This window comes from Streptomyces sp. CB01373 (assembly GCF_002803075.1).
Classification (GTDB): Bacteria; Actinomycetota; Actinomycetes; order Streptomycetales; family Streptomycetaceae; genus Streptomyces.
Genome location: NZ_NNBK01000019.1, coordinates 1 through 21,867, shown reverse-complemented (window position 1 = coordinate 21,867; position 21,867 = coordinate 1). Strand labels below are relative to the sequence as shown.

15 protein-coding genes and 1 pseudogene are annotated in these 21,867 nt (G+C 70.3%); 6 read left to right on the top strand and 10 right to left on the bottom strand.

The window, feature by feature from the left end; translation table 11 throughout:
* Nucleotides 1-89: 89 nt before the first annotated feature.
* Entirely contained in the window at nt 90-2,783 is a 2,694-nt protein-coding gene (locus CG719_RS27995) for a tetratricopeptide repeat protein (protein WP_159024969.1), read from the top strand.
* 415 nt (nt 2,784-3,198) lie between these two features.
* On the opposite strand, the gene CG719_RS27990 is transcribed toward CG719_RS27995, so the two are convergent.
* From CG719_RS27990 to CG719_RS27960, 6 genes and pseudogenes are all read right to left on the bottom strand, one after another.
* Nucleotides 3,199-4,434 carry a nucleotidyl transferase AbiEii/AbiGii toxin family protein gene (locus CG719_RS27990; RefSeq protein ID WP_199836807.1) on the bottom strand — a complete coding sequence of 412 codons (1,236 nt, stop codon included), beginning with the start codon at nt 4,432-4,434 and terminating at the stop codon, nt 3,199-3,201.
* Between the two features lie 69 nt (nt 4,435-4,503).
* Complete coding sequence (locus CG719_RS27985; protein WP_234375793.1) at nt 4,504-5,172, bottom strand: hypothetical protein; 669 nt, start codon at nt 5,170-5,172, stop codon at nt 4,504-4,506.
* 204 nt (nt 5,173-5,376) lie between these two features.
* Nucleotides 5,377-5,717, bottom strand: a pseudogene (locus CG719_RS27980) (CGNR zinc finger domain-containing protein); the annotation flags it as partial.
* 123 nt (nt 5,718-5,840) lie between these two features.
* On the bottom strand, nt 5,841-6,260 hold the full coding sequence (locus CG719_RS27970; protein ID WP_100571489.1) for a type II toxin-antitoxin system VapC family toxin: 420 nt from the start codon (nt 6,258-6,260) through the stop codon (nt 5,841-5,843).
* Nucleotides 6,257-6,487 (bottom strand): FitA-like ribbon-helix-helix domain-containing protein, encoded by a 231-nt coding sequence (locus CG719_RS27965; protein WP_100571488.1) that lies wholly within the window; start codon nt 6,485-6,487, stop codon nt 6,257-6,259. The genes CG719_RS27970 and CG719_RS27965 overlap by 4 nt, the downstream gene beginning before the upstream one ends.
* A gap of 109 nt (nt 6,488-6,596) precedes the next feature.
* Nucleotides 6,597-8,168, bottom strand: a complete 1,572-nt coding sequence (locus CG719_RS27960; protein ID WP_100571487.1) for an alpha-L-arabinofuranosidase B — start codon at nt 8,166-8,168, stop codon at nt 6,597-6,599.
* A gap of 377 nt (nt 8,169-8,545) precedes the next feature.
* Between CG719_RS27960 and CG719_RS27955 the strand changes: the two genes are divergently transcribed.
* The 5 genes from CG719_RS27955 to CG719_RS27935 are packed head-to-tail and all read left to right on the top strand — an operon-like array spanning nt 8,546 to nt 15,993.
* Nucleotides 8,546-9,064, top strand: a complete 519-nt coding sequence (locus tag CG719_RS27955) for a hypothetical protein (RefSeq protein ID WP_100571486.1) — start codon at nt 8,546-8,548, stop codon at nt 9,062-9,064.
* The gene (locus CG719_RS27950; protein ID WP_442802750.1) at nt 9,034-10,458 is read left to right on the top strand and encodes a hypothetical protein; all 1,425 of its coding nucleotides are present in this window, start codon (nt 9,034-9,036) and stop codon (nt 10,456-10,458) included. The genes CG719_RS27955 and CG719_RS27950 overlap by 31 nt, the downstream gene beginning before the upstream one ends.
* Nucleotides 10,455-11,885: a vWA domain-containing protein gene (locus CG719_RS27945; protein ID WP_100571485.1), complete on the top strand. Its 1,431-nt coding sequence runs from the start codon at nt 10,455-10,457 to the stop codon at nt 11,883-11,885. The genes CG719_RS27950 and CG719_RS27945 overlap by 4 nt, the downstream gene beginning before the upstream one ends.
* 56 nt (nt 11,886-11,941) lie before the next feature.
* Complete coding sequence (locus tag CG719_RS27940; RefSeq protein ID WP_100571484.1) at nt 11,942-13,063, top strand: ATP-binding protein; 1,122 nt, start codon at nt 11,942-11,944, stop codon at nt 13,061-13,063.
* Nucleotides 13,060-15,993 (top strand): DUF5682 family protein, encoded by a 2,934-nt coding sequence (locus CG719_RS27935; protein ID WP_100571483.1) that lies wholly within the window; start codon nt 13,060-13,062, stop codon nt 15,991-15,993. The genes CG719_RS27940 and CG719_RS27935 overlap by 4 nt, the downstream gene beginning before the upstream one ends.
* A 149-nt stretch (nt 15,994-16,142) precedes the next feature.
* Here CG719_RS27935 and CG719_RS27930 read toward each other — a convergent pair whose 3' ends face one another.
* The 4 genes from CG719_RS27930 to CG719_RS27915 form a co-directional block, all read right to left on the bottom strand.
* Nucleotides 16,143-16,724 carry a DUF4352 domain-containing protein gene (locus CG719_RS27930; protein WP_100571482.1) on the bottom strand — a complete coding sequence of 194 codons (582 nt, stop codon included), beginning with the start codon at nt 16,722-16,724 and terminating at the stop codon, nt 16,143-16,145.
* A 289-nt stretch (nt 16,725-17,013) separates the two neighbouring features.
* Nucleotides 17,014-18,672, bottom strand: coding sequence for an N-6 DNA methylase (locus tag CG719_RS27925; protein WP_100571481.1), 1,659 nt, complete (start codon nt 18,670-18,672; stop codon nt 17,014-17,016).
* 201 nt (nt 18,673-18,873) lie between these two features.
* Nucleotides 18,874-20,493, bottom strand: a complete 1,620-nt coding sequence (locus tag CG719_RS27920) for a phosphodiester glycosidase family protein (RefSeq protein WP_199836806.1) — start codon at nt 20,491-20,493, stop codon at nt 18,874-18,876.
* A 212-nt stretch (nt 20,494-20,705) separates the two neighbouring features.
* On the bottom strand, nt 20,706-21,867 hold a 1,162-nt coding region (locus CG719_RS27915; RefSeq protein WP_100571479.1), incomplete at its 5' end, for a globin domain-containing protein.

Genomic DNA, 21,867 nt, shown 5'->3' with positions numbered 1-21,867 from the left:
GGACCCTGGTTGCGGCTCGTGCCTCACTCTGCTGATCCATGACCGCCGTCAGGGCGTCACCGGGCCACGCCAAATTCGGGGGTATGTCCATGGCGGAACAGATCCGTTCACGTCGCAACACGGTTCTCCTGGCCAGTACGACTTTCGGCGTCACTGTTCTGGGTACGGCCAGCGGCGTCATTTCGGACGTGCTCGACGGAACGACCGCCGTAGCGGCATCCCTTGGTATCGCTGCGGCGACTGGCGGAATCCTGGCCTATCAGGCGGTCAGTGAGCGACGAGAGGAGCCGGCAGGGGCGGCGGAGCGGCGCCTTCGGTATCGACTGCCAGATGTGGAGCCCCTGGTGGGGCGCGAGGCTCTCTTGGGCGTGCTTCTGACCTTACTCAAGGATGTTCCCACCCCGTCCCGTGGTGCTCTACCGGTAAACGTCTCGGAAAGCCAGTCGAAGATTGTCGTCGTGCACGGAGCAGCGGGCATCGGCAAGACCGCTCTCGCCCTCACCGCGGCACACCGAGTGAAGCACGCGTATCCCGACGGGCAGCTCTACATCAACCTCCGGGGCGACGGCGACGCCCCCAAGACGAGTGGTGAGGCGCTGGAGCAGCTCCTGGAGCGCCTGGGTATGGCCCGCGACGATCTTCCGGCCGACGTCGATGGCCGGTCCTCTCTCCTCCGCAGCCTCACCAACGACCAGAGGTTGCTGATCTTGCTGGACAACGCCCACAGCACGGAACAGCTGCGACCTCTCCTGCCGACGGGCGCGGGATGCTCGGTCCTGATCACCAGCCGAAAAGCGCTCTCCGCTGGTGTCACCCGACGTAAGCCAGTGCCGGTCGCACTGCCGGACGAGAGCGAGGCGTTGGACGTACTCGCCCACTACGCCGGCCGCGAGCGCATCGCCAGTGCCCCCGCGGTCGCTTTGGAGATCACCCGTTTCTGTGACAGGCTCCCGCTGGCCCTACGCATCGTCGGCTCGAAACTCAGGCAGCGCCCCGACCTGAGCCTGAGCCGCATGAGGGAACTCCTGGAGGACGAGAAGTTCCGCCTCAGGTTGCTTGAATTCGAGGACGAAAGTCTGCACGCGTGTTTGATGCTCACCCATCGGGACCTCAGAGAATCCACTCGGGCGGCGTTCGGGCTGATCACCTCGCTCCCGGTCGGGAGGGTTACCGACTGGCATTTCGAGCACGTTGTTCCCGCCCGCATGACAGCGTTTGCGACGTGCGACGAGCTGATCGAGGTCAGTCTGATGGAATCACAGGGCGGTGAGGGGGCGGGTCCCAGCTATCGCGTCCACGATCTGGTCCGTGTCTTCACAGCCGAGCAGTACGAGCAGTTGCCGCCGGCAGAGCAGCGCCAATACGAGGCCCGCCTGGTCAAGGCGTATCGTGACGCGGCGGTCAGTCTTGCCGCGCAGCGTGCGCCGGAACTCGGTGCGGAGGTGTCCGCTGAGAGCGACGGCGATCTGGGACAGGCATCAGCTGCCAGTTGGGTTTCGGCCGAGCAGGAGCGGCTTCGCTGGGCCATCGGCCGCGCCAGGAGCCTCGACATGAACGCCGAAGCGGCCGATATCGGTGAAGCGCTGTCCTATTTCCTCGACGATATCGACCTTCCTACCGGCTCTGCGGACTGGCTGTTCGATGCGTCGCCTTCCGAGACCCGGTCTCGCGTACTCGCGAGCCTACGGCGCGCCCGCGCTTCGGCCGCCGTGTCCGAAGGTGCGCCGGACACCGCGCTCATGCTGCTTGTCCGCAACGAACCGGACGTCAGCGCCGACCCGGTCGGGTGTGCCCGGGACGAGATGATCGTCGCCCGCGCGTACGCGGCGAAGAGGGACTTCAGAAAAGCCCTGGACCACATGGCCACGGCAGCAGACCGGCTGCGTGCTGGCGACGACTCATGGCATGTCCTCAACTCATTGGAGAAGCTCGGTGAGTTCCAGCGGTGGCGAGGAAGTCCTGAACTGGCGGAGCAGAGCCAGCGGGAGGCCCTCCGGCTGGCCGAAGGCACCGGTGACCGCAGGGCCCAGGCCCGTCTGCGGCGGACGCTGGCCGAGACTCTCGGCTACCTGCGCCGTCCGGAGGAGGCAGCTCCCCTCCTGGAGTCCGCCATCCGCGACTTCCGGGCGCTCAATGACCGTAGGTGGGAGGGCGCCAGCCTCTACGCCCTCGGCAAGATCTATCGCCTACTCGGCCGTCGGCAGGAGGCTCGTGAGCGTTACGACCGGGCCGAGGAGATCTTCGGGCCGATGGGCGAGCGGCACTGGATGGGGCGCGTCACCAACGCCAGGATTCGCGTCCTGGCCGGCATGGGATACCTCGACGAGGCCGCGGCCACGGCCGGGGCCGCGTTGCGCCTCTTCGAGGAGATCGGCGACGAGATGTGGCAAGCGCACACACAGCGAGACATCGGCTGGCTCCGCATCAAGGCCCGTCAGCCAGAAGCCGCCCTCGAACCGCTCACCCACGCCATCAACGTGGTTGAACGAGCAGGAGACGCCTACGCCGGATCCATGGCCCGACACCTCCGCGGCGTCGCCTACCGGGAACTTGGCCAGTACGTGGAGGCGCACTCCGATCTCGAAGCAGCCCTCGCCGTATACCTGTCGGGCTCCTACTCGTGGAACGAGGCCGCTGTCACCCACGACATGGTCCGCTTGCTCCGGGCCGAGGGAAGGACGGCCGAGGCCGACAGCCTGGAGCAAACCACAGCCGCAACCAACCCGATCTTCCTCCGTATGCGCGGGCGTGATGGAGTGGAGGCCGTGCCTGACGAGGACTGATGACAACGGAATCCATCTGTCCGGGCTTCGCTCCACGTCTGATCGCACCAGAGCTCGGCCATCAGACTGGCGGCCTCCGGTGACACCCCGCCCGCCAGCGCCCGCCCACTCCTGGACTTTTCGATGGTGCCCGTCCAGGGCGACGGCCTCCAGACGGGCCGGGTAATACGTGGGCTACCTGGACCCCCAACGGCGTAACACCCCGGCCGGAGGGAGGCGACGTCGGCGGCGGTGAAGTGGACGTATGCCAGGTAACTGCCGGACCCGCGGAAGGCCAGCGCGTAGGTCCGGCCGGGCAGCAGTGCCTGTCTACCGAAGGTCAGGCACCCTCACAGGACCTTGCCCCACGGTGAGCGCGTTCCTGCAGGCCAGAGCCGAGATGCAGCAGCGGAAGGCACCGTAGGCGGCGCCTTCCTCAGACGCCGCAGTCATCCGTCCCGGCGTCCCGCGTGCCGGTGTCCCGCGTGCCGGGGCCGTCCAGGCCATGGAGTTCGCGGGTAATGACGGTGACCGCGGCCGTCGGGAGCGTGTGCATCCTGTCCTGCACCGTGCGCATGCTCGTGCGGTGGAGCAGCTCCCGGTACTCCTGGGTCAGGGTTTCCAGCCATCGTGCGTGGCGCGCGTACTCGGCGTCCTTCAGCCTCACCGGTTCGTCCACTGCGAAGGTGGGTGCGAGGGCAGTGACCAGGCGGTCGACGAAGCCGGCCGCGTCCGTCCGGATGTCCGGGTACTCGGCGCGGAAGTGATTCCATTCCACGCGCGATCTGAGAGCCGAGATCTCGGCGGGTCCCACCGGGCGGCAGCCGTCGTACGGATCGGTCTGGAGGAGGAAGACCCGCCGCAGCAGGTCGTACCGCAGGGGCGTATGCTCCGCGAGCAGGACGGCGTCGTAGAGGTCCTTGCCCTGCGGATGCATGTCGGTCAGCAGCCACATGAGCTTCCAGGCCAGGGACAGCTCGGCCGTGGCCCCGTTCAGCATGGTGTCCGGGGCGCTAGAGGCGGACGGGAGAAGGGCTGGTTCCGGGGCGACGGGGAGGTGCTCGTTGAAGACGAAGTCCATCTGGACGACTCCGCCCGGCAGACCGTCACACCTCCAGGGCAGAACGACACGTCGGCCGGGAACCCGGTCGTACGTCCAGATGTCGTCGGCGGCGGCTTCCGCCGCGACGAACCGGACGTCGCCTCCCTGGCGGCGGGCGGCGTCCTCGGCAGCACGGGCCACGCCCGTCAGCATGGCCTCGGTCCGCGCCTCCTCGATCCGCCATGACGGAGGCACGACGACGAAGTCCAGGTCCCCCGGCTCCCGTGCCGCGTCGCCGAACCAGGCCCGGAGCAGGACACTGCCCCGCAGCACGAGCGAGTCCGCCCAGGGTGAGCCGGCGATCGCGCAGAGGACCAGGTCTGTCGCGGTTCGCCGAGCCGCATGCCAGGCACGTTCGGTGTCGGGGGCGGCGAACCGTGGGTCCGCGGCCCGGTAGGCGTTGGAGTACTGCTTGAGCGCCGGGTCGAAGACGGGACGCTGTACTGCGCCCTTGTCCGTGACCGGGCGCAGCGTCGACGGCAGGTCGAGGCGGGCCCGGGTCTCGTCGTCCAGCGGATCCCGGGGCACCGCGTCGCTGCGCCACCCGAACTTCTTCCAGGAACCGGACATCCTCGCATCTTCCCTTCCCTGACGCCTGTTTCGCGGCGGCCGACGCCACGGACGCGTGCGTGTGCCCGGTCATTCCAAGGATCCCATCCAGCCGTCGTCCACGGCCGGGTTGTCGTCGTGGACGACGAACTCCCTCTCCACCTCCACGGCCGCGTGTCCGGCGTCGTCCAGGGCACGGAGCAGTGCACGGAGGCGGCGGCCCGCCTCGTCCCTGCCGACGCCACGGCAACGCTGCGTGACGAAGCGCTCGTGCCGGCCCGCCGCGAGGTCCCGGCGGGCGTTGCGGGAGACGTGCGCCGCATACGGCACGGCCAGCGCCCGTACCGAGGCCACCTCCGCCTCCCCGGACAGGAGCAGTTTGACGTGATGCTCGAAATAGAGGCCCTCGGGGAGAGTGCCGGCCTCGGCGTCCGTCTTCGGGACGTCGGTGTTCCAGGGCGCGGCCTCGATCTTCACCCGGGCGACCCGGAATCCGTCGCCGCGCAGTCGTTCCACCCACTGTCGGGCCGTCGCCAGCTGTCCGGCCAGGTTCCCGCGTCCGTGACACGTCAGCATGGGCTGGTCCGGTGTGCGTCCCCGGTCGAGCACGATGTGCGTGTACTTGAAACCGTGGCGTTCCGCCCAGACGCGCAGCGGCACCTCCTCGCCCTCGCCGGTTTCCAGGCGGACCGTCAGATGGATCTCGAACTCTCCCGCGTACTGCCTCACCGGGCCGTCGCCGTGTCGCTCTGCGCTCACGGGACAGACCGTACCGATCACTACCGACAACGGCTCTGCCGGCCAGTCCCTTGGGGGAGGTGACGAACGCCGGGCAGGGGCGCGGAAGGCCGAGTCATGGGTCCGGTCTTGGAGAGCCGGCTTGGCGAAGACGACTCAGCGCGTGGGGTTACTACTTGCTCGCCATCACCCGCACCGGCCGACCGAACTCGTGCGAGGTCGCGGTCAGGACGGCGTGGAACCGCGGTCGGTCGCGCTGCGCTGACGCCGGTAGTGGCGAGCTGCTCGGGCGCGGTTTCCGCACGATGGCTTGCGCCAATCCCGCCGTCCGTGGCTCTTGAGGAAGTAGCGCACGCAGCGGGGTGCGGTGCAGGCGCGCAAGTGCTCGCGCTGCGGGCCGCTCAGGAAGTCGATGGCGGCGTGCGCCAGGGTCGCCACGAGGCGTACCTTCGGGTCGTTCTCCGCCGACAGCAGCCGGGCCGTGGGGGCACCTCCCGGCGTCCAATCCACTGAGGGACGACCGGTTCACGGGCGGCAGCCGTGTTGAGGCAGGCCAACGCCTGGTCCACCCGTACATCGTTCTCGGATTCCTGGTGGCGCTCCTTCCCCTGGTCGCCACCGCCGGACCCAGTCCGGCCCTTCTGAAGCGGCCCGCCGAGCCGCTCCTGGCAAGCGGCACCCCGGGACGCTCAGGAGCCCGCTCCGAACACCTCGATCTCGCAGCGTGCCGCACCGCTCCGGGCGATCCTGGCATCGCACGTCAGTAGCGGTACGCCCAGGGTTTCGGCCAGCGCGACGTACTGCGCGTCGTACGCGGACAGATTGTTCGAGAGGTCTTTGGCGCGCTCCCAGAGGATCAGCGTCTCGTGTCGGTCGATGGCGAGGTCACGGTAGGTGGCCAAGGCCTTGCTCAATTGCCTTTCGGTCAGCTTCGGCTCGCCGCCGCGCCGACCGCGCGCCAGGCCGAGCAGGGCGGACATGATCTCGTAGTCGATCAGGTGAGGGGCGGCGAGCCGGTCTTCCTTCGCCACGCGCTCCCGAACCTGGTGCCCGGTCGGCCCCGCATCGGTGAGGAAGAACACCAGCGCGGAGCAGTCGGTGACAATCAACGGCCGGACCTCGCGTCGTCGATCGCCCCGAGAACGTCCGAGGGGCTCAGAACGGCGCCTGCCTGTGCTTCGGCACGGGCGGCGGCTTCGGCCAGTGTGGGCCTCTCCGCCTCACCGACGAGCAGATCAAGCGCGTACGCCTGGAGGGACTTGCCCGTGCGGGCCGCGCGCGCCTTCAGTATGGCCAGCGTGTCGTCCGGAACGTCGCGGATCGTCAAAGCAGTCATGCAGGCATTTTAGCTGCGTTAGCTGCGTTGTGCAGCACGAACGTGACCCAGGTGGCCGTGCCACCGGGGCGGGTGGCACGGCCGTGGTGCGGAGGGTGCTGGGTGGGTGTCAGGCCCAGGGGGAGGCCACGGCCCAGCTGGTGTCGTCGGCCCAGAGTGCGGTGTTGTCCCAGGTGTGGGAGCCGCCGTGGCTCGCGATGTAGGCGTCCTGGTTGTAATGGCGTACGAAGTCGCTGGGGTAGTTGGCGGACCGGAGGGAGACGCCCTGGCCGTTGTGGCTTGCCTGGGGGCAGAACGTGGCGTCCGGCCGGAACAGTGCGCTGCCGTCGTCGCCGGCGATGCGCAGCCGGAAGTCGTAGTGCCGCAGGTACTGGCCCGGTTTGTCGGCGGACTCGAAGGAGACGCAGGAGGCGTCACCCAGGCCCGCGCGCACGATCCAGGTGGCGGCGGCCTTGTCGGCGGACGCGCTGGAGGAGGAGACCGTCGCGATGGAGGCGTTGCTGTCGGCGCTGTTGTGCCGGAGGTACTGGGTGGTGCAGCAGGAAGTGGTGGCCCGCAGCGAGACCCGCGAGCCCGCGGTCAGGCCGCCCGCCGTGGCGGACGTCGCGTAGCCGGCCGCGTTGATGTTGGCCTGTACGGCGTTCTCGGTGGCGTCCGAGGGGTAACCGGACGTCATCACACCCTCGTAGAAGGTTCCGGCGGAACTGTTGCTGTTGTCGCCGCCGATGCCGAGGATGATGGCCCCTTCCTTGTGCATCGGGTTGTAGCCCGAGACGTTGGGGCGCGGGCCGCTGTAGTAGGTGGACAGGCCGCCGGACTGCGCGTTGCCGCCCCGGATCGCCCACTGGTTCGGCCCGCCCTTGACGACGGCGGTGAGGAACCGGTGACTGACACTGGGGTCATTCGCGTTGTAGCCGCGGTTGACCCCGGAGAACAGGCCGTTCTCGAGGTCGGCCATGATCCAGGGGCCGTTTCCGGTGCCGTAGCCCCAGGACTTGCTGTTGCCGAAGTAGATGGTCTCCATGTGGCCGTTGCCCGTGTCCCGGCTGTTGGTCTCGGCGTTGCCGTAGTCGAAGCAGCAGCCGCCGTTGTAGTGACTGCCGTCGAGGATCGCGTACATGCCTTCCGGCTGGTCTCCGGTCGCGATGCCGTTGGTGTTGTTGTTGCGGTAGCCGGTGCCGGGGGCGATGAAGACGCCGTATGCCTTGTGGCCGCCCACGGTGACCGGTGCGGCGGATGCTTCCGCCAGGTTGTCGTACCCGCCCGCGGCCGGGCCCGAGAACCCTCCGGGCGGTGCTTGGGTGAGGTGGTTTCCGCGGCCGGACTGGTCCTGGATGACGGTGATGAGGCAGCTCGTTCCCGCGCAGAACGAGTCCTGCGCGGCGGTGTCGGCGTAACCGCCCGCGCTGAGCACACCGATGTCCCGGGTGGCGCCGTCGGAGGCGCGTTTGACCTGGTAGAGGCGGCCGTTGTACGCGGAGTACAGTGCGCGGGTCGTGCTGTGAGCGGCCACGCAGGGCGTGCCGCCGGAGGCGTACAGGTCACAGGGGAGCGTGCCGGCGGCTGCGGCGCTGCTGCCGGCGGAGGCCCGACCGCCGAGCATGGCCGTGGCCATGGCCAGCACGAGCGCCAGCAGAGCTAACGGTCTGACCCGCCTTGAGCGGGTCGGTGTCACAGACATGAGTGGCCTCCTGGGATGGGGGGTCGGCGGCGTCCCACCGCCGGGGCCGGACGGACTCAGATAAGTCATGGACATGACATCCTCGCGCCCTTCCGGAGTGGATCGAGGACTGCTGCTGTGCGCGTCCGGAGCTGTCAGAACGACGACCAGATTTGACGGTATTTCGAACAACGGTCGCAGTGACGGACAAGCATTGATGATAGGAAGCCGCCGAAGAGTGTCAACATCTCGCACATGTCCGATACTTCGACCACCGAAAACGAAGGTCGGAGACCTCGCTCTCCGCGCCCCGGCCGCCGTCCGGCCGCGTTGTCAGTGGTCGCCGATAGCTTCGATCATGTTCCGCCGAGATGGCGTGAGCGCCCCCTTTGGCATGCATGGGAGATGGTGCGTTGTCGGTCTGGGAGAAGTCGAGCTCGGCACGGGTGGTGCCGTCGGCGCGGCCGCGGAAGCTCGCGAAGGTGCCGTTCGTCGAGTTGGCCGACGGGCGGTTGCAGGGTGTGGTGTCCAGCGGGTCGGACATCGGGCGTGTGTACGTGTCCTCGGTCGAGGCGGGGACGTACGCGTTCGCGTGCAGCACCAACAACAACCGCCCCTGCGGCGGGGCCCGTGGCATGTTCTGCAACCACATACGCGCGCTCATCGGCGAGGCCGTGCTGCAGTACGGCGCCGAGCGCGTGGCCCGGTACCTGAAGGTCGAGGTGGACGCGGCGGAGCCGGACGCGCACGCCGTCACCGCCGTCATGACGGCCACGCGCCCCTCGGCGGCGGGCGGTTCGGCCGCGGCCCGGGTGTTCAGCCGGTTCCTGCGGAACCTGGCCTATCTCGAACTCGCGCCGAGCACCACGCCGGTGCCCGAGATGCAGTGGTTCCCCACGACGAGGGCGGTGGCCTGATGCACGCCGACCTGCTCTCCGACACCGTCGACGGCCTTGACGAGGCTCTCGCGGCCGTGGACGGGTTCGACGAGGCTCTCGTCGCCGGTCTGCTGCGTCCGCAGCCCGGCCAGGCCGGTGGGGTCACCGGGCTCGCCGACGCCGTCGCGGGGACGCCGCTGGCCGCGCGGGTGGCCGAGGCCGCCGACAAGACGGTCGCCGGAGCCGCCGGCGAGGACCACTTCGTCGCGCTCGCCGCGGCCCGCACCGCTCTGCTCGGGGCCGTGCACGACGCGTTGACCTCCCGGGTCGAGGAGGCCACCGGCCGGCCGCGGGCCAAGGAAGCCATCGCCCCTGCGGCCGGCAGCGACGAACAGGCGGCGAATCTGTCCGCGGCGGCCCGTAGTTGGCTGTGCGAGCTGGCGCGGGCCGGCTGGCAGGGCATCGGCCACGAACTCGTCGACGGGTCCGCGCCGGTCGTCTCCGCGATGCTGCCCGATCCGGCGCTGCGCCGCCTGGCCACGCTGCTCGACGGCTTCGCCGCCGAACTCGCCGCCTCCTGCCCGGGGGCCACCCTGGATCGCGTCCCGGTACGCCGCTGGGCCGACCTGTGGTCGCGTTCCCTGCTGCTCACACTGCCGGGTGCGGCGCGCGCTTCCGCCGTGGCCGAGGCGACCGGCCGGCTGCTGCCGCTCGGTGTCGACGTACACGAGCACGCCACCGCCGTACAGGCCCAGGTGCACGCGGTGTTCGAGCCCGCGGACGGTGGCACGCCCCGGCTGGTGCGGGCCTCGGTCTCCGCGCCCAAGCCCGACACGGTCGTCGGCGCCGGTCTGTGGCAACTGCTGCGGCCGCACATGTCCCTGCTGGGGGCCGTGAGCGAGGGCCGCGCCATGGACCTCGACGCGATGCCCGTCACCGCGGAGGGCGACCTGATATGGGACGACTCCCGTGCGCGCATGGGCGAGCCCGCCGAGGTCTTCACCACCGCCCGGGTGGCCCTGCCCACCGCCGCCGCCTTCGCCACCGCGCCGCTCGACCGGCATCCGGCCCGGATCGCGGTGCCCGTTCTGCTGGAGGGCTACGGCGTGGAGGAAGGCGACGACGGGACCGTCTTCCAGCTCGCCGGGTACCGCCTGGCCGTCGACACCGATCGCGTCCCGTCCGCCGGTCCGCTCGCGCCCGAGGCCGTCGCCGCGTCCGGCGCGTGTGTCGGGCTGCTGCGCTGGGACGCCGGACAGTTCCTGCTCCAGCCGCTCGCCGTCGAACGGACCGTGCGGAAGAAGGCCGTCGCCGTGCACGCGGGCGCCTGGGCCGGGGGTACGGCCGACAAGGCCGGGGTCCGGGCCGAGAAGGCCGCCACCGACGCCGTCACCGTGCTGCGCGAACGTGCCGGAAGGCTGCTGCGGAAATGACCCACCACACCAGCGGGGATGCGGATGCCCCCGACCCCGATCCTTACGACAACCGGCGGCAGATCCTCTACTGGCGTCTGCTGGCCCGTCTCTTCGACCCGGAGGAGCAGGCCTCCCTGGAGTCGGCGAGTCTCGCCGTGGTCGAGGACATCGGCCTGCCGTCCGCGCTGCTCGATCCCGGTGCGTCGGTCGACTCCGTCGTGCAGCGGCACCCGGAGCTGGCCGCCGAGTTCGACGGGCTGATGGCGCCGGCGCCGGACGAGGACGGCGTACGCGACCGGGCCGCCGAGGTGCGACGGGCGGCGCTCGCGTCGAAGGTGCTGCTGAACGTCTTCGCCTCCCGCCCCGGCAACGTCACCGCCGAGCAGTTGGCCCGCTGGCAGTCCGACGCCGACTGGCTGGAGCGGGCCCTGGGCTGCCGGCCCGGCGAACTGCGCGGCGGACGAGGCGGCAACCACCGTACGGGAGCCGGAGGGGGCGTCAGCCCGACCGGCACCGGCATCGGCGGCCCCACGCCCGACCTCAGCCGGCTGATCCCCGCGATCGGCCCTGAACTCGGCTCCATCGAGGGCGACCTCGTCAAGCGCATGCACCTGCGCGAGGTGCTGGCCGACCCGCGGCTGGCCTCGCGGCTGACGCCGAGCATGTCGCTGATCGAGCAGTTGCTGCGCGACAAGAACAACCTCTCCGGCGTGGCACTGGCCAACGCCAAGGCGCTGATCCGCCGTTACGTCGACGAGGTCACCGAGGTGCTGCGCACCCAGGTGGAGAAGGCCACGGTCGGCGAGCTCGACCGGTCCGTGCCGCCCAAGCGGGTGTTCCGCAACCTCGACCTCGACCGCACCATCTGGAAGAACCTGACCAACTGGAGCCCGGAGGAGGAGCGGCTCTACGTCGACCGCCTCTACTACCGGCACACCAGCCGCAAGACGACGCCCCAACGGCTCATCGTGGTCGTGGACCAGTCGGGTTCCATGGTCGACTCGATGGTCAACTGCACCATCCTGGCGTCCATTTTCGCCGGGCTGCCGAAGGTGGACGTCCACCTGATCGCCTACGACACCCAGGCCCTGGACCTCACTCCGTGGGCGCACGACCCGTTCGAGACACTGCTGCGCACCAAGCTGGGCGGCGGCACCGACGGCACCGTCGCCATGCGGCTCGCCCAGCCGAAGATCGCCGAACCGCGCAACACCGTGGTGGTGTGGATCTCCGACTTCTACGAGTGGCGCCAGCAGGAGCTGTTCGACAGCATGGCCGCCATTCACCGCTCGGGGGCGAAGTTCATCCCGGTCGGCTCGGTGACCAGCTCCGGTCGCGGCAGCGTCAACCCGTGGTACCGGGAGCGTTTCAAGGACCTCGGCACGCCGGTGATCTCCGGCCACATCAAGAAGCTCGTGCACGAACTCAAGACGTTTCTCACCTGATCACCGGACGTACGTCCACGTCGCGTTGTGTTTACCTCTTGGAAAGGCCCTTCCCCATGTCCGATCTGCTGCGCGCCCCCGCCGAGACCAAGTACGCCGAGGAGCTCGACTGGCTGGAGTCGATCGACGACAGTCCCAAGCCGTTCTCGTGGCGCCTGTCCCCGAAGATGGTCCGCCTGTTCATCCTGGGCTCCGAGCGCTCCGACGGCCTGGACCGGGAGATCTCGCAGAAGTGGTTCGGCGACCGCAGCTTCGTCGAGCGTTCCATCGTCACACTCGCCTCCGACCGCGGTCTGCTGCTCATCGGCGACCCCGGCACCGGCAAGAGCTGGCTGGCGGAGCTGCTCTCCGCCGCGATCAGCCGCAACTCCACGCTGGTGGTGCAGGGCACGGCGGGCACCACCGAGGACCACATCAAGTACTCGTGGAACGTGTCCATGGTCATCGCCAAGGGCCAGTCGCGTGAGTCGATGATCCCCTCGCCGATCATGACCGCGATGGAGGCCGGTGCCATCGGCCGCTTCGAGGAGCTGACCCGGTCCACGAGCGATGTCCAGGACGCGTTGATCTCGATCCTCTCCGAAAAGTACATCTCCGTTCCCGAACTGGAGAGCGGCGGCAGCGACAACATCGTCTTCGCCAAGCCCGGTTTCTCCATCATCGCCACCGCCAACAGCCGCGACCGGGGCGTCAACGACCTGTCCTCCGCACTCAAGCGCCGCTTCAACTTCGTCCGCATCCCGGTCGTGACGAACAAGAGGAGCGAGGCGGAGATCGTCCGCTTCCGAACCGAGGAACTGCTGCGCCGGCACTCGATCGACCTCGACGTGCCGCCGACCCTGCTCGACGTACTCCTGCAGAGCTTCGCCGACCTGCGCGCGTCCGCCGCCGCGGCCGGCAGCGACGACGAGAAGCTGGAGTCGGCGCTGTCGACCGCCGAGCAGATCGGCGTGTTGGAGGACGCCGTCCTGCACAGCAACTTCTTCGGCGAACGCGCCCTCACCGCCCGCACGCTCGCCTCCTCCCTCGTCGGCTCCCTCACCCGCCGCGAGCCCGAGGACCTGGCCATCCTCAACAAGTACCTGCACGGTGTCGTCGAGCCCCGCAGCAAGGAAGAGGGCGGCTCCTGGCCGGAGTTCCTGGAGGGCGGCCGCGACGCGATCGCCACGCTGTCATGAGCGGGCCCCAGGAGAACGGCGCGTTCGCCGCGCTACGCGGTCAACTGCAGGACGCCGCAACCGCGTTCGCGGGCGGGCCCGACGCGCTGGAGGGCATCCTCCTCGGCATGGTCGGCGACGTCGACCGGGCGGTGCGCGAGCCGCTGGAGATCTTCCCCGTCTGCCATCACTCGCCCGCCTCGGCGACCGCCATGGCCCGCCGGCTGCGCGAGAAACAGCCCAAGGTGGTCTACCTGGAGCTGTGCGAGGACATGGCACCTCTGCTGACCGAGCTGCGCAACTGCCGGCTGCCGGTGGCGGTGCAGGCGTTCGCCGGTGACGTGGACGGCTTCCCCCAGGACTGGGCACCGCTCTCGGTCGTCGCGCCCATCACCGAGGCGTCCGCCGAGTACCAGGCCATCGCGTACGCCCTGGACACCCCAGGTGTGGAACTGGTCCTCGTGGACAGGTCCGCGGACCACGTCTTCCAGTGGGACACCGGTGGCGAACAGACGGAGGAGGCCGCTGCGCAGGACTCCGACGCTCCTGCCGAGGCCGCGCTGCACGGCGAGGCCGTGGGAGTCGAACTCGGCGACCTCCGGCCGCGCTTCGCCGAGCTGGAGGAACACCTGCTGCGCCACGGCAAGGTGCGGCACTGGTCGGAGTGGTGGCACCAGTACGTCGAGGTGCCGCTCGGCGACAGCGCCGCCGACCACGACACCTACCGCCAGGTGATGTTCCTCATCGGCAGCCTGTTCCGGCGCCTCGCTCCGGGCGACGGCGCCCGCCTCCGCGTGGACGAGGACCGCGAACGGTACATGTGGACCCGGATGCGCGAGCATCTCGCGTCGACCGGGACCGATCCGGCGGACTGCCTGTACGTGTGCGGGGCGTTCCACGCGGTCAGCCGCGTCGAGGAGTTCGGCGCGCACGGCACCGGCACGTTCGCGATCTCCCCCCGCACGGCCACCACTTGGCAGTACGGGCTGATCCCGTCCAGCCATGCGGCGATCGAGGCGCAGTTCGGTCTGGCCGCCGGCTCGGTGTCGATCGCCTCGACGGAGTGGGCGAAGAGCCTGAAGCGCACCCGTGTGCGGCCGTACCGGCTGGCGGGCCAGGCGGGTACGAAGAAGTCCTTGGCGAAGAAGGCCCCGGCGGCGAAGGCCCGGGGAGCGCAAGCCGTCGTCCCGGCGCCGGAGTCCGCCGCCGCGGACCGGCTGTCCGGCTTCCTGCGCAGGCCGCCCGTGCTCGACGGCCTGGACGAGGCCGAACTGCTCGGCTGGTCGGTGGACATCGTGCGCGCGGCCCGGCGCAACGGCTACCTCGCCTCCACGGCGGACGCCATCGCGGTGTTCGAGACGTCGGTCCTGCTCGCAGGGATGCGGGACCGGGCCAAGCCGACGCCGTACGACTTCCAGGACGCGGCGGTCACCTGCATCGAGAAGGACGCCGTTCCGGGGCGGCGGGACGTGCGGCGCCTCGTCGAGATCATGATGGGCGGCGACCGGATCGGCCAGGTCGGCTACGACGCGCTGCCACCGCTCGCCCGGGACGTGCACGACCGGTTGGCGCCGCTCGGGCTGAAGCTGCAGCAGCGTGGCGTGCAACGGGCCCTGCTGGACATGGCCTCCCGGCCGGAACTCCGGGCCTGCTCCGACGTTTTGTGGATGCTGCGGCGCCTGATGCCGCACGGCGCGGCCCGACCCATCATGGGCGAGCGGCGGCTCGGTGCGCGTTCCATCCAGGAGTCCTGGGACCTGGCGCTCGGCACGCACCAGCGGGCCCTCATCGAGCTCGGTTACGAGGGTGTCAGCATCGAGCAGGTCCTGGAGCAACGGCTGCGGCGCGACGCGTACGGCCCGCAGGCCACGACCGCCACCGTGCTGGCCGCGGTCGAGGACGCGGTCCTGTACCTGCGCAGCCGCCGCCTCGCCGACGAACTCGGCACGCAGGCACTGAAGTTGCTCGCCACCGAGCGCAGCGTCGACGGCGCGCCGGAGGTGCTGCGCCGGGTGCGCGGGCTGCTGGCGTACTACCGCACCAGCGAACCGGTGCTGCCGGCGTGGATCAAGTCGTTCGTCAAGACCGGTTACGCCCACTACTGCACGCTGCTGCCGGTGGCGTTCCGGGACGAGGACGCAACGGTCGGGCAGGTCGCGGCGATGCTCGGCTTCCTGTTCAGCATGGAGAGCCTCGCACTGTCACTGGGCTGCGACCGGGCCCAACTGGAGCTGGCGGTAGCCCAGTCGCATCCCGAGGAGCCGTCGAAGACGGCCCTGCTGTGGGCAGCGCAGGTACAACTCGGCACGCTGTCCCGGGCCGAGCTGCGGGACCGGTGCGACGCGCTGCTGGACAATCCGCTGGTGGTGCCCGCCTATCCCCGTTACCTCAATGGCTTCGTCCACGCGCTGGAGCCGGTGCCGGGGCTGGCGGACGTGGTCGTCGAGGCCGTGTCGAACGCGTTCGGCCGGTTGCCCGACGCGGTGCTGCTGCCGTGGCTGCCGCTGCTCATCACCACGTTGCGCTCCGGCGCCGCGGAGCTGGCCCCGCTGCTGATCCGCGAGGCCGGCCGCATCTTCCCGGGCCGACTGGCGGCCCTGGACGAGTGGATACCCCCGTGGCGGACACCCCCGGCCCCGCCCGCCACCCGCCGTTCGCTGCCCGGAGAGCCCCTCCGCCAGGGCGCCGCACTGCTCCCGGCCCACCCGGCGACCTGCGACGCGGTGGCGGAACTGCTGGGCTGCACGGAGGGGTGGACGCAGACCGACATCCCGCCTGCGTCGGGTGCCGGATTGCTCTCCGTCCACCCGGCGGCGTGCGACGCGGTGGCGGAACTGCTGGGCTGCGAGGGCGCTTGGGCGGCGTCCGGTCCCGCGCCTTCGGGCGCAGAGCTTACGACTCGGCATCCGGCTACGGCGGCGGTCTTGGAGTCTCTGCTCACGAGGTCATGACAGCGACGTCCGACGGCGCCGGCCGGGACCTGGGCCCACCAGGACCCGGCCGGCCTGACGCGCCGGTGGCAATCGTGGTCCGCAGCCTGAAGTGAGGGAGTGGCCCGTGAGGCGATGGAGCCGCCCGGCGACACGGCCTCCCGTTGTGGCTACTTCAGCTTCCACTCGCCCGTCTGGTCGGCGAAGCCGGAGTCCATGGTGAACTGGACGGCGTCGAGCTTGGAGCCCTTGGGGACTTCGAAGACGATCCAGCCGAGGCCCTTGGCACCGGGCTTAAGCCTCAGGCTGGAGGACATGGACGGGCCGGCCGTGATGTCCGCGAAGGTGGAGTCGAACTGCTGGCCCTCGCCGTCGGCGACCTGGGCACCGTTGGACGGGCTGTCGCTGTAGACCGCCTTACCGGTGTTGACGAGCTGGAACTGCACGCCGACGAAGCGCTTGCCGGCGTCGGGCTCGGTGAACTCGTCGGCCGGCTTGCCGGGGTCGGCGACCTTGACGACCGTGACGTCGAGCTGGCTGCCCTTCTCGAAGCCCTTCAGGGTGAGGGTGTCGCCGACCTTGGCGGCGTCGGAGGACTTCCCCTTCTTGGCGTCCTTGCCGCTGTCCGCCTTGGCCGCGGCGTGCTCCTTCGGCTTGTCGACGACGGTGTTGCCGGTGTCGCAGGCGGTGATGGTGAGCGCGCCGACGGCGACGGCGACGAGGGCGGCGGCGATTCTGGTACGGGCGTGCATGGTCCCCCCAAGGACAGAGCTGTGTGGATCACGGCGCGCCCCCGCCGGCTGTCAGCGAGCGGAGGCTCACGAATGACAGTACGAGTCATCCGTTGATTGTGTCAACACGTCGGCCAGTTGGGGTCAACGTGTACACGGGGCGCAGTCATGCTGGTGGTGAACGCCGTGAACACCGGCATGCGTACGATCGGCTCCGGGTCGTCAGCGACGGTGAGTGCGGAGCCGTTCTCGCGGCATGCCGAAGCACCGCTCCTGTCTGATGCGGGAGCGGTGCCTGCGCCGAGGGTGCTCAGCCGTTGGGTTCCAGGGCGCCGTTGGCGAGGCCGTCGCGGGCCAGGGCGGCGGCGTCGCGGCTCAGTTCGGCGATCCTTCTCGCCCGTTCCTCGAACTCCTGAAGGGCACGGAACGCGGCCCCGTACCGGCGCTGCTCCGCGATGTCCATCTGGGGGACGCGGGCACCCTTGCCGTCGAGGCGGAACGTTCCGCTGGCGCTGGTGGACCGGCGCGTGTTGGCCGCGCTGCGCAGGAACCCCTGGAGGAAGTCGGTGTCGAGCTGATCGCTGATCGACACAGGCTCGGCGCCGCCGTACTCGACGAGACCGGCCCGGGCGAGGTCGGTGACGCTGACGGAGGGGCCGTCAGGCGCGCTCAGGCGTCCCCCGGCGCCCAGGGCCGGGAGAAGTTCGGCGAGTATGCCGACCTGTTCCGCCAGCTCGCTCCGCAGTTGCTGGTACTCGGCCACGTAGTCGCGGTGGGACTCGCGCACATAGCGGCCGGGGGTCAGATCCACGACGTCGTCGAGCAGTTCGATGAGAGAGACGTCCGTCGTCTGGTCCGGCCGTGGGTCCAAGGGGCCGTCCGGATCGTTCCGGGCCAGGTCCACCATACGGACGCTGGTGGCCGCGTCGCCGAGGGAGAGCGGCCGGTGCAGTTGCCAGATGTGCACCGGGAGCGCGTGCGAGACGGCCGAGCCGGGCGGCAGGGCCGTGACCTGGGTGAGGATGCCTCGGCGTACGAGTTCGGCGCGGATGCGGCGGCCGGCCTTGCGGTAGGCCACCGAGGCAGGCATGACCATGATGACCCGGCCGCCCGGAGCGGTGTGCGCGTACGCGTGCTGCAGCCAGGCGAGCTCGCCTTCCGCCCGGGACGGGGTGCCGAGTTCCCACCTTGGGTCGAGCAGGAGTTCCTCACGCCCCCAGTCGGTGTCGCCCACCGGAGGGTCGCAGACGACCAGACCGGCTTTGATGTCGCTCCACCGGTCCTCGCGCAGGGAGTCCCCGGCGGTGATGTCGGCGCCCGTCCGTCCGGTGAGGTCGGCGCGCAGTTGCGCGAAACGGGCGCTGCGGGCGTCCACCTCCTGTCCGATCCGCCGCGGTCCCCGCTCGGGTCCGACGGCGAGCAGCAGGGTGCCGATGCCGCAGGCCGGATCGAGGACGGCCGTCTCGTCCGCCACGTCGCCGGCCAGGTGCCGTACGGCGCGGACGATGCGAGGCGAGGTGACCTGGTCCGAGCCGGCCCTGCGCACGGAGTCGGTGAAGCGTTCGGCGAGGGCGTCGATCACCTCGCCGGGCGAGCCGCTGTCCGCCAGGCGCCGGGCCAGGGTGACGGCGTCCTTCGGCAGGGCTTCCGGCCGCTCCGTACGGGCGCCGGCGAGCACCGTGGCGACGTCGGCGAGCGCGGTGACCATGTCGTCGCCGTACGCTCCGCGCAGCACCTGCCAGAGTTGCACTTCCTCCGAGAGGTCCTGGCCCTTGCGCTGCTTGTCCAGCCAGGTCTTGACCTCGGCGAGATCGAAGAGCGGACTGTTGACGCTTCCGCCCGTCGGTGCGGGGAAGTCGTCGTAGCGCCGACGCCAGTTGGAGACCGCTGCCCGGGTGACACCCGCGAGCCGCGCGATCTCGGAGCCGGTGACGAGAGGACCGGCTGGTGGGGCGGCGTTGTCCGTCATGCGGCCACCGTACACGGCGCCAGTTTTCGCATCAACGGAAAAGCGGTTGACATGGTACACATAGGGCAAAGATGTCCCCACGTGTACCTCAACCCCTCCCAACCGCTCCCTGCCGGGGCTGTCGTGCGGCAACCGTTTTCGCCTCGCACCGGGTGGGCCCGCACCGGAGTAGGTCGTCGCGGCTCCCGGCACCCGGCGGGGTCAACTCCTGCGGGGCAGGATCAGCAGGGCGTCTCCGACGGGGCGTTCGCCGGTCGCGTCGGACGGCTGGTTGAGCACCTTGCCGCCGATCACCATGGTGGTGGATCCGCCGCCGTCCAGGTTGATCGCGTCGCGCAGTCCGAGTGACTTGGCGATCTCGGCGCTCTCGGTGATGCTGAGCCCGAGCGCGCCGGTGCTGCGTCCGTCGGCGGTGACGAGCACGGTCCGTCCGGCGGTGTCCACTCCGGCCAGCGTGCGCGGGTTTCGCTTGTGCACCCAGCCGTAGTAGAAGCTCGGGTCGCCCGGGTGCACCATGCCGTCGGTGGCCGGTGTGACGTGGAGCCGTCCGTCGCGGACCAGTTCGGGGCCGCCGTTCACGACGTCGGTCCCGGGTGAGGGCGTGACCGGGTGTCCGCGTCCGTCCAGCAGTGTGGCCTTGATGTTCAGGTGGTCACCGACCCGTGCGAGGGCGGTCAGCTCGGCGACGCGCCTGCCGGTCGCCTGCACGGATCTGCCTCCGGCCGGCAGCGGTCCACCGCGTGGCGTACGCAGTTCCACGACCCGGTCGTGGGCGTCCAGGACGGCTTCGAGTCCCTCGCCCGCCGGGGAGCGCTGCCCGAAGTCGGAGGTGAAGGCGACGAGTTCGTCGGTGCTGGTGCAGGTCACATCGTGCAGCGGGAGCGCGGTCGGGATGTCGTGGGCGCCGCCGCCGCAGTTCCTGATGAGGCCTGGTACGCGGTTGACACCGCTCAGGCTCAGCGAGGTGCCCCGGCCGGTGACGCGTCCTTGCCAGGTGAAGCGGGTGATCTCGGTCCGGCGGCCGTTGGTGTGCGTGACGAGGCCGGGGCGTCCACTGACCGGTTCGCTCAGCAGGCGGCCGCCGTAGACACCGACGCCGGCCGGGTCGCCCGGTGCGCCCGCGAGGGGGTCGAGGACGAAGAACCCGGCGTTGACCCCCGCGGTCGCGCCGGCCGCGTTCGACAGCTCGCTGGTCGTCTCGCGGTTCTCCAGGTCGGGACCGTACGACGCCTCCAGGCTTCCGTGGAACCGGCGCGGGTCGACGGTGAGCACGTCGACGCGCCAGGGGCCCCGGTCCGTGCGGTCGCCGTCCCAGCCGGTGTACACCGCCGATCCCGCGTACCCGGCCGCCTTCAGCCGCGCTTGTTCGGAGGCCGCGCCGGGCTGCGCGTCGAACGAACCGACCCGGACCCGCCATCCGAGCGTGCCGCCGGCGTAGTCGGCGGTCCTCGACGTCGTCACCTGCTCGACCCGGGCCCGGAAGCCGTCGCGCTTCAGACCGGCGGCCAGTTCGTCGGCGCTCGCCCTGTCCTTGAGTGCGGTCGGCGGAGCGTCGGGGTCCGGTGAGGTCTCACCGCCTGGAATGGACACCTCGACCGTCCAGCGCAGTGCCGAGTCGGGGGCACCGCGCACGATGCGGGTGAGGGTGACACCCGGCTGGAGGATTGTCGTCGTACGGGTCTCGGAGAGGCCGGACGGTCCCAGTGGCAGGGCCTGGGCCTGCCGAACCGGCTGAGGGGCCGGGGACGCCTGCGCCGGGAGTGCCCCCATGGTGACGAGGACGCCGAGGGCAACACCCGCACCGCACAGTCTCTTCTTCATCCGCAACCGCCTGGAAGCCTGGGCCCCACCGAATCGAAGGACCGACTGACTCGAACATGACATTCGCACCCGTCGGCGGATCATGTTGCCAGCCGTGCGGGCGGCACGAAAGCCCTCCCGATTCCTTTCGGTTGGCAGGGCTCTCGCGTGTGCGTGCCTCAGTCAGTCGCCGGTCTCCTCCGGGAGAAGGCGGCCACCGTCACGGTGGTCGGTCACGCCGGGACCGACTGCCCCTGAAACATCCGGGGACCTGCGGGCCCGAAGTTCCCCGTGGGGCCCGGCAAGTCACGCGGGCCGGCCGGCAGCGGGTCGTGGCGGACGCGTTCGGCGGGCAGTCCGGCGCGGGTGAGCGCGGCCGTCACCGTCTGCACCATCGCAGGCGGCCCTGCGAGCAGGGCCCGGCCGGCCGCAGTGGGACGGCTCCGGGTCACCGCGCGGGCCAAGTGGTCGTACGCGCCCTCCCCCGGCGTCCCGCCCGTCACCGGCACCACGGTCAGCCACGGGCGGCTCCGTTCGAACCCCGTCAGGTACTCGGTGTCGTACAGGCTGGACAGCCCGTCGGCGCCAAGGAAGAGCCGCACCCGGCCCGCCCGGTGTTCGGACGCCGGGCGCAGGCGGCCTTCCAGCTCCTGGAGGAGTGCCTTCATCGCGGCCCAGCCGGTGTCCCAGGCCACCAGATGGAGTTCGCCCGCCGGCTCCTCGCCGAGTGCCAGGTTCCCCTTGGGGGGACCGAGCCGTATCCGGTCGCCGGCCGTGGTGTGGCGCACCAGGGCCTCACTCACGCCGCCGGGGCCGGTGCGGCGGACATGGAACTCCAGATCGCCGTCCCGGCCGGGCTCGCCTGCCAGGTAGTACGGACGCCAGGTGTGCGGCAGGCACGCGGACTCCAGTGCGGTGTACTGCCCGGCCCGGTACCGGAAGGTCTCGTGCGGCCTGACTCGGAGCACCGCGAGGTCCGGGCCGCACAGCCGGTGGGCCGTCACCGTGGCCTCCCAGCAGGGGGGCTCGTGCAATGCCGCCTCCGCGCCCCGCACCATGGCCGTAATCCCGAAGCGCACCATCCGGACCCAGGCCTGCTCGAGTTCCGCGGTCCAGTGTTCGCCGGCGCGTATGCGCAGCGCCTCGCAGAGCGCCGTTTCGAAGGCCGCGTACTGTGCCGGGCGCACGCCGAGCTTTCGGTGGTCACGGCCCAGTTGGGTGAACGTCGCGGTGATCTCCTCGGGCCTGTCCAGGTGTTCGAGCAGATACCAGAACGCACGTGCCAGGTGGGCCTGCTGGAACGCCATCTCGGCGGGGAAGAGCGATCGCAGCGAGGGGTTGCGAGCTGCTGTCGTTCGACAGTGGTTGGGCACGTTCTGGTGTGTGTAAGTGAGC

Bases quoted from the DNA above. Each gene is read 5' to 3' on its own strand.
- CG719_RS27995 (WP_159024969.1), top strand. From the start codon at position 90: ATGGCGGAACAGATCCGTTCACGTCGCAACACGGTTCTCCTGGCCAGT.
- CG719_RS27990 (WP_199836807.1), bottom strand. From the start codon at position 4,434: ATGTCCGGTTCCTGGAAGAAGTTCGGGTGGCGCAGCGACGCGGTGCCC.
- CG719_RS27965 (WP_100571488.1), bottom strand. From the start codon at position 6,487: ATGACTGCTTTGACGATCCGCGACGTTCCGGACGACACGCTGGCCATA.
- CG719_RS27960 (WP_100571487.1), bottom strand. From the start codon at position 8,168: ATGTCTGTGACACCGACCCGCTCAAGGCGGGTCAGACCGTTAGCTCTG.
- CG719_RS27955 (WP_100571486.1), top strand. From the start codon at position 8,546: ATGGGAGATGGTGCGTTGTCGGTCTGGGAGAAGTCGAGCTCGGCACGG.
- CG719_RS27945 (WP_100571485.1), top strand. From the start codon at position 10,455: ATGACCCACCACACCAGCGGGGATGCGGATGCCCCCGACCCCGATCCT.
- CG719_RS27940 (WP_100571484.1), top strand. From the start codon at position 11,942: ATGTCCGATCTGCTGCGCGCCCCCGCCGAGACCAAGTACGCCGAGGAG.
- CG719_RS27935 (WP_100571483.1), top strand. From the start codon at position 13,060: ATGAGCGGGCCCCAGGAGAACGGCGCGTTCGCCGCGCTACGCGGTCAA.
- CG719_RS27930 (WP_100571482.1), bottom strand. From the start codon at position 16,724: ATGCACGCCCGTACCAGAATCGCCGCCGCCCTCGTCGCCGTCGCCGTC.
- CG719_RS27925 (WP_100571481.1), bottom strand. From the start codon at position 18,672: ATGACGGACAACGCCGCCCCACCAGCCGGTCCTCTCGTCACCGGCTCC.
- CG719_RS27920 (WP_199836806.1), bottom strand. From the start codon at position 20,493: ATGAAGAAGAGACTGTGCGGTGCGGGTGTTGCCCTCGGCGTCCTCGTC.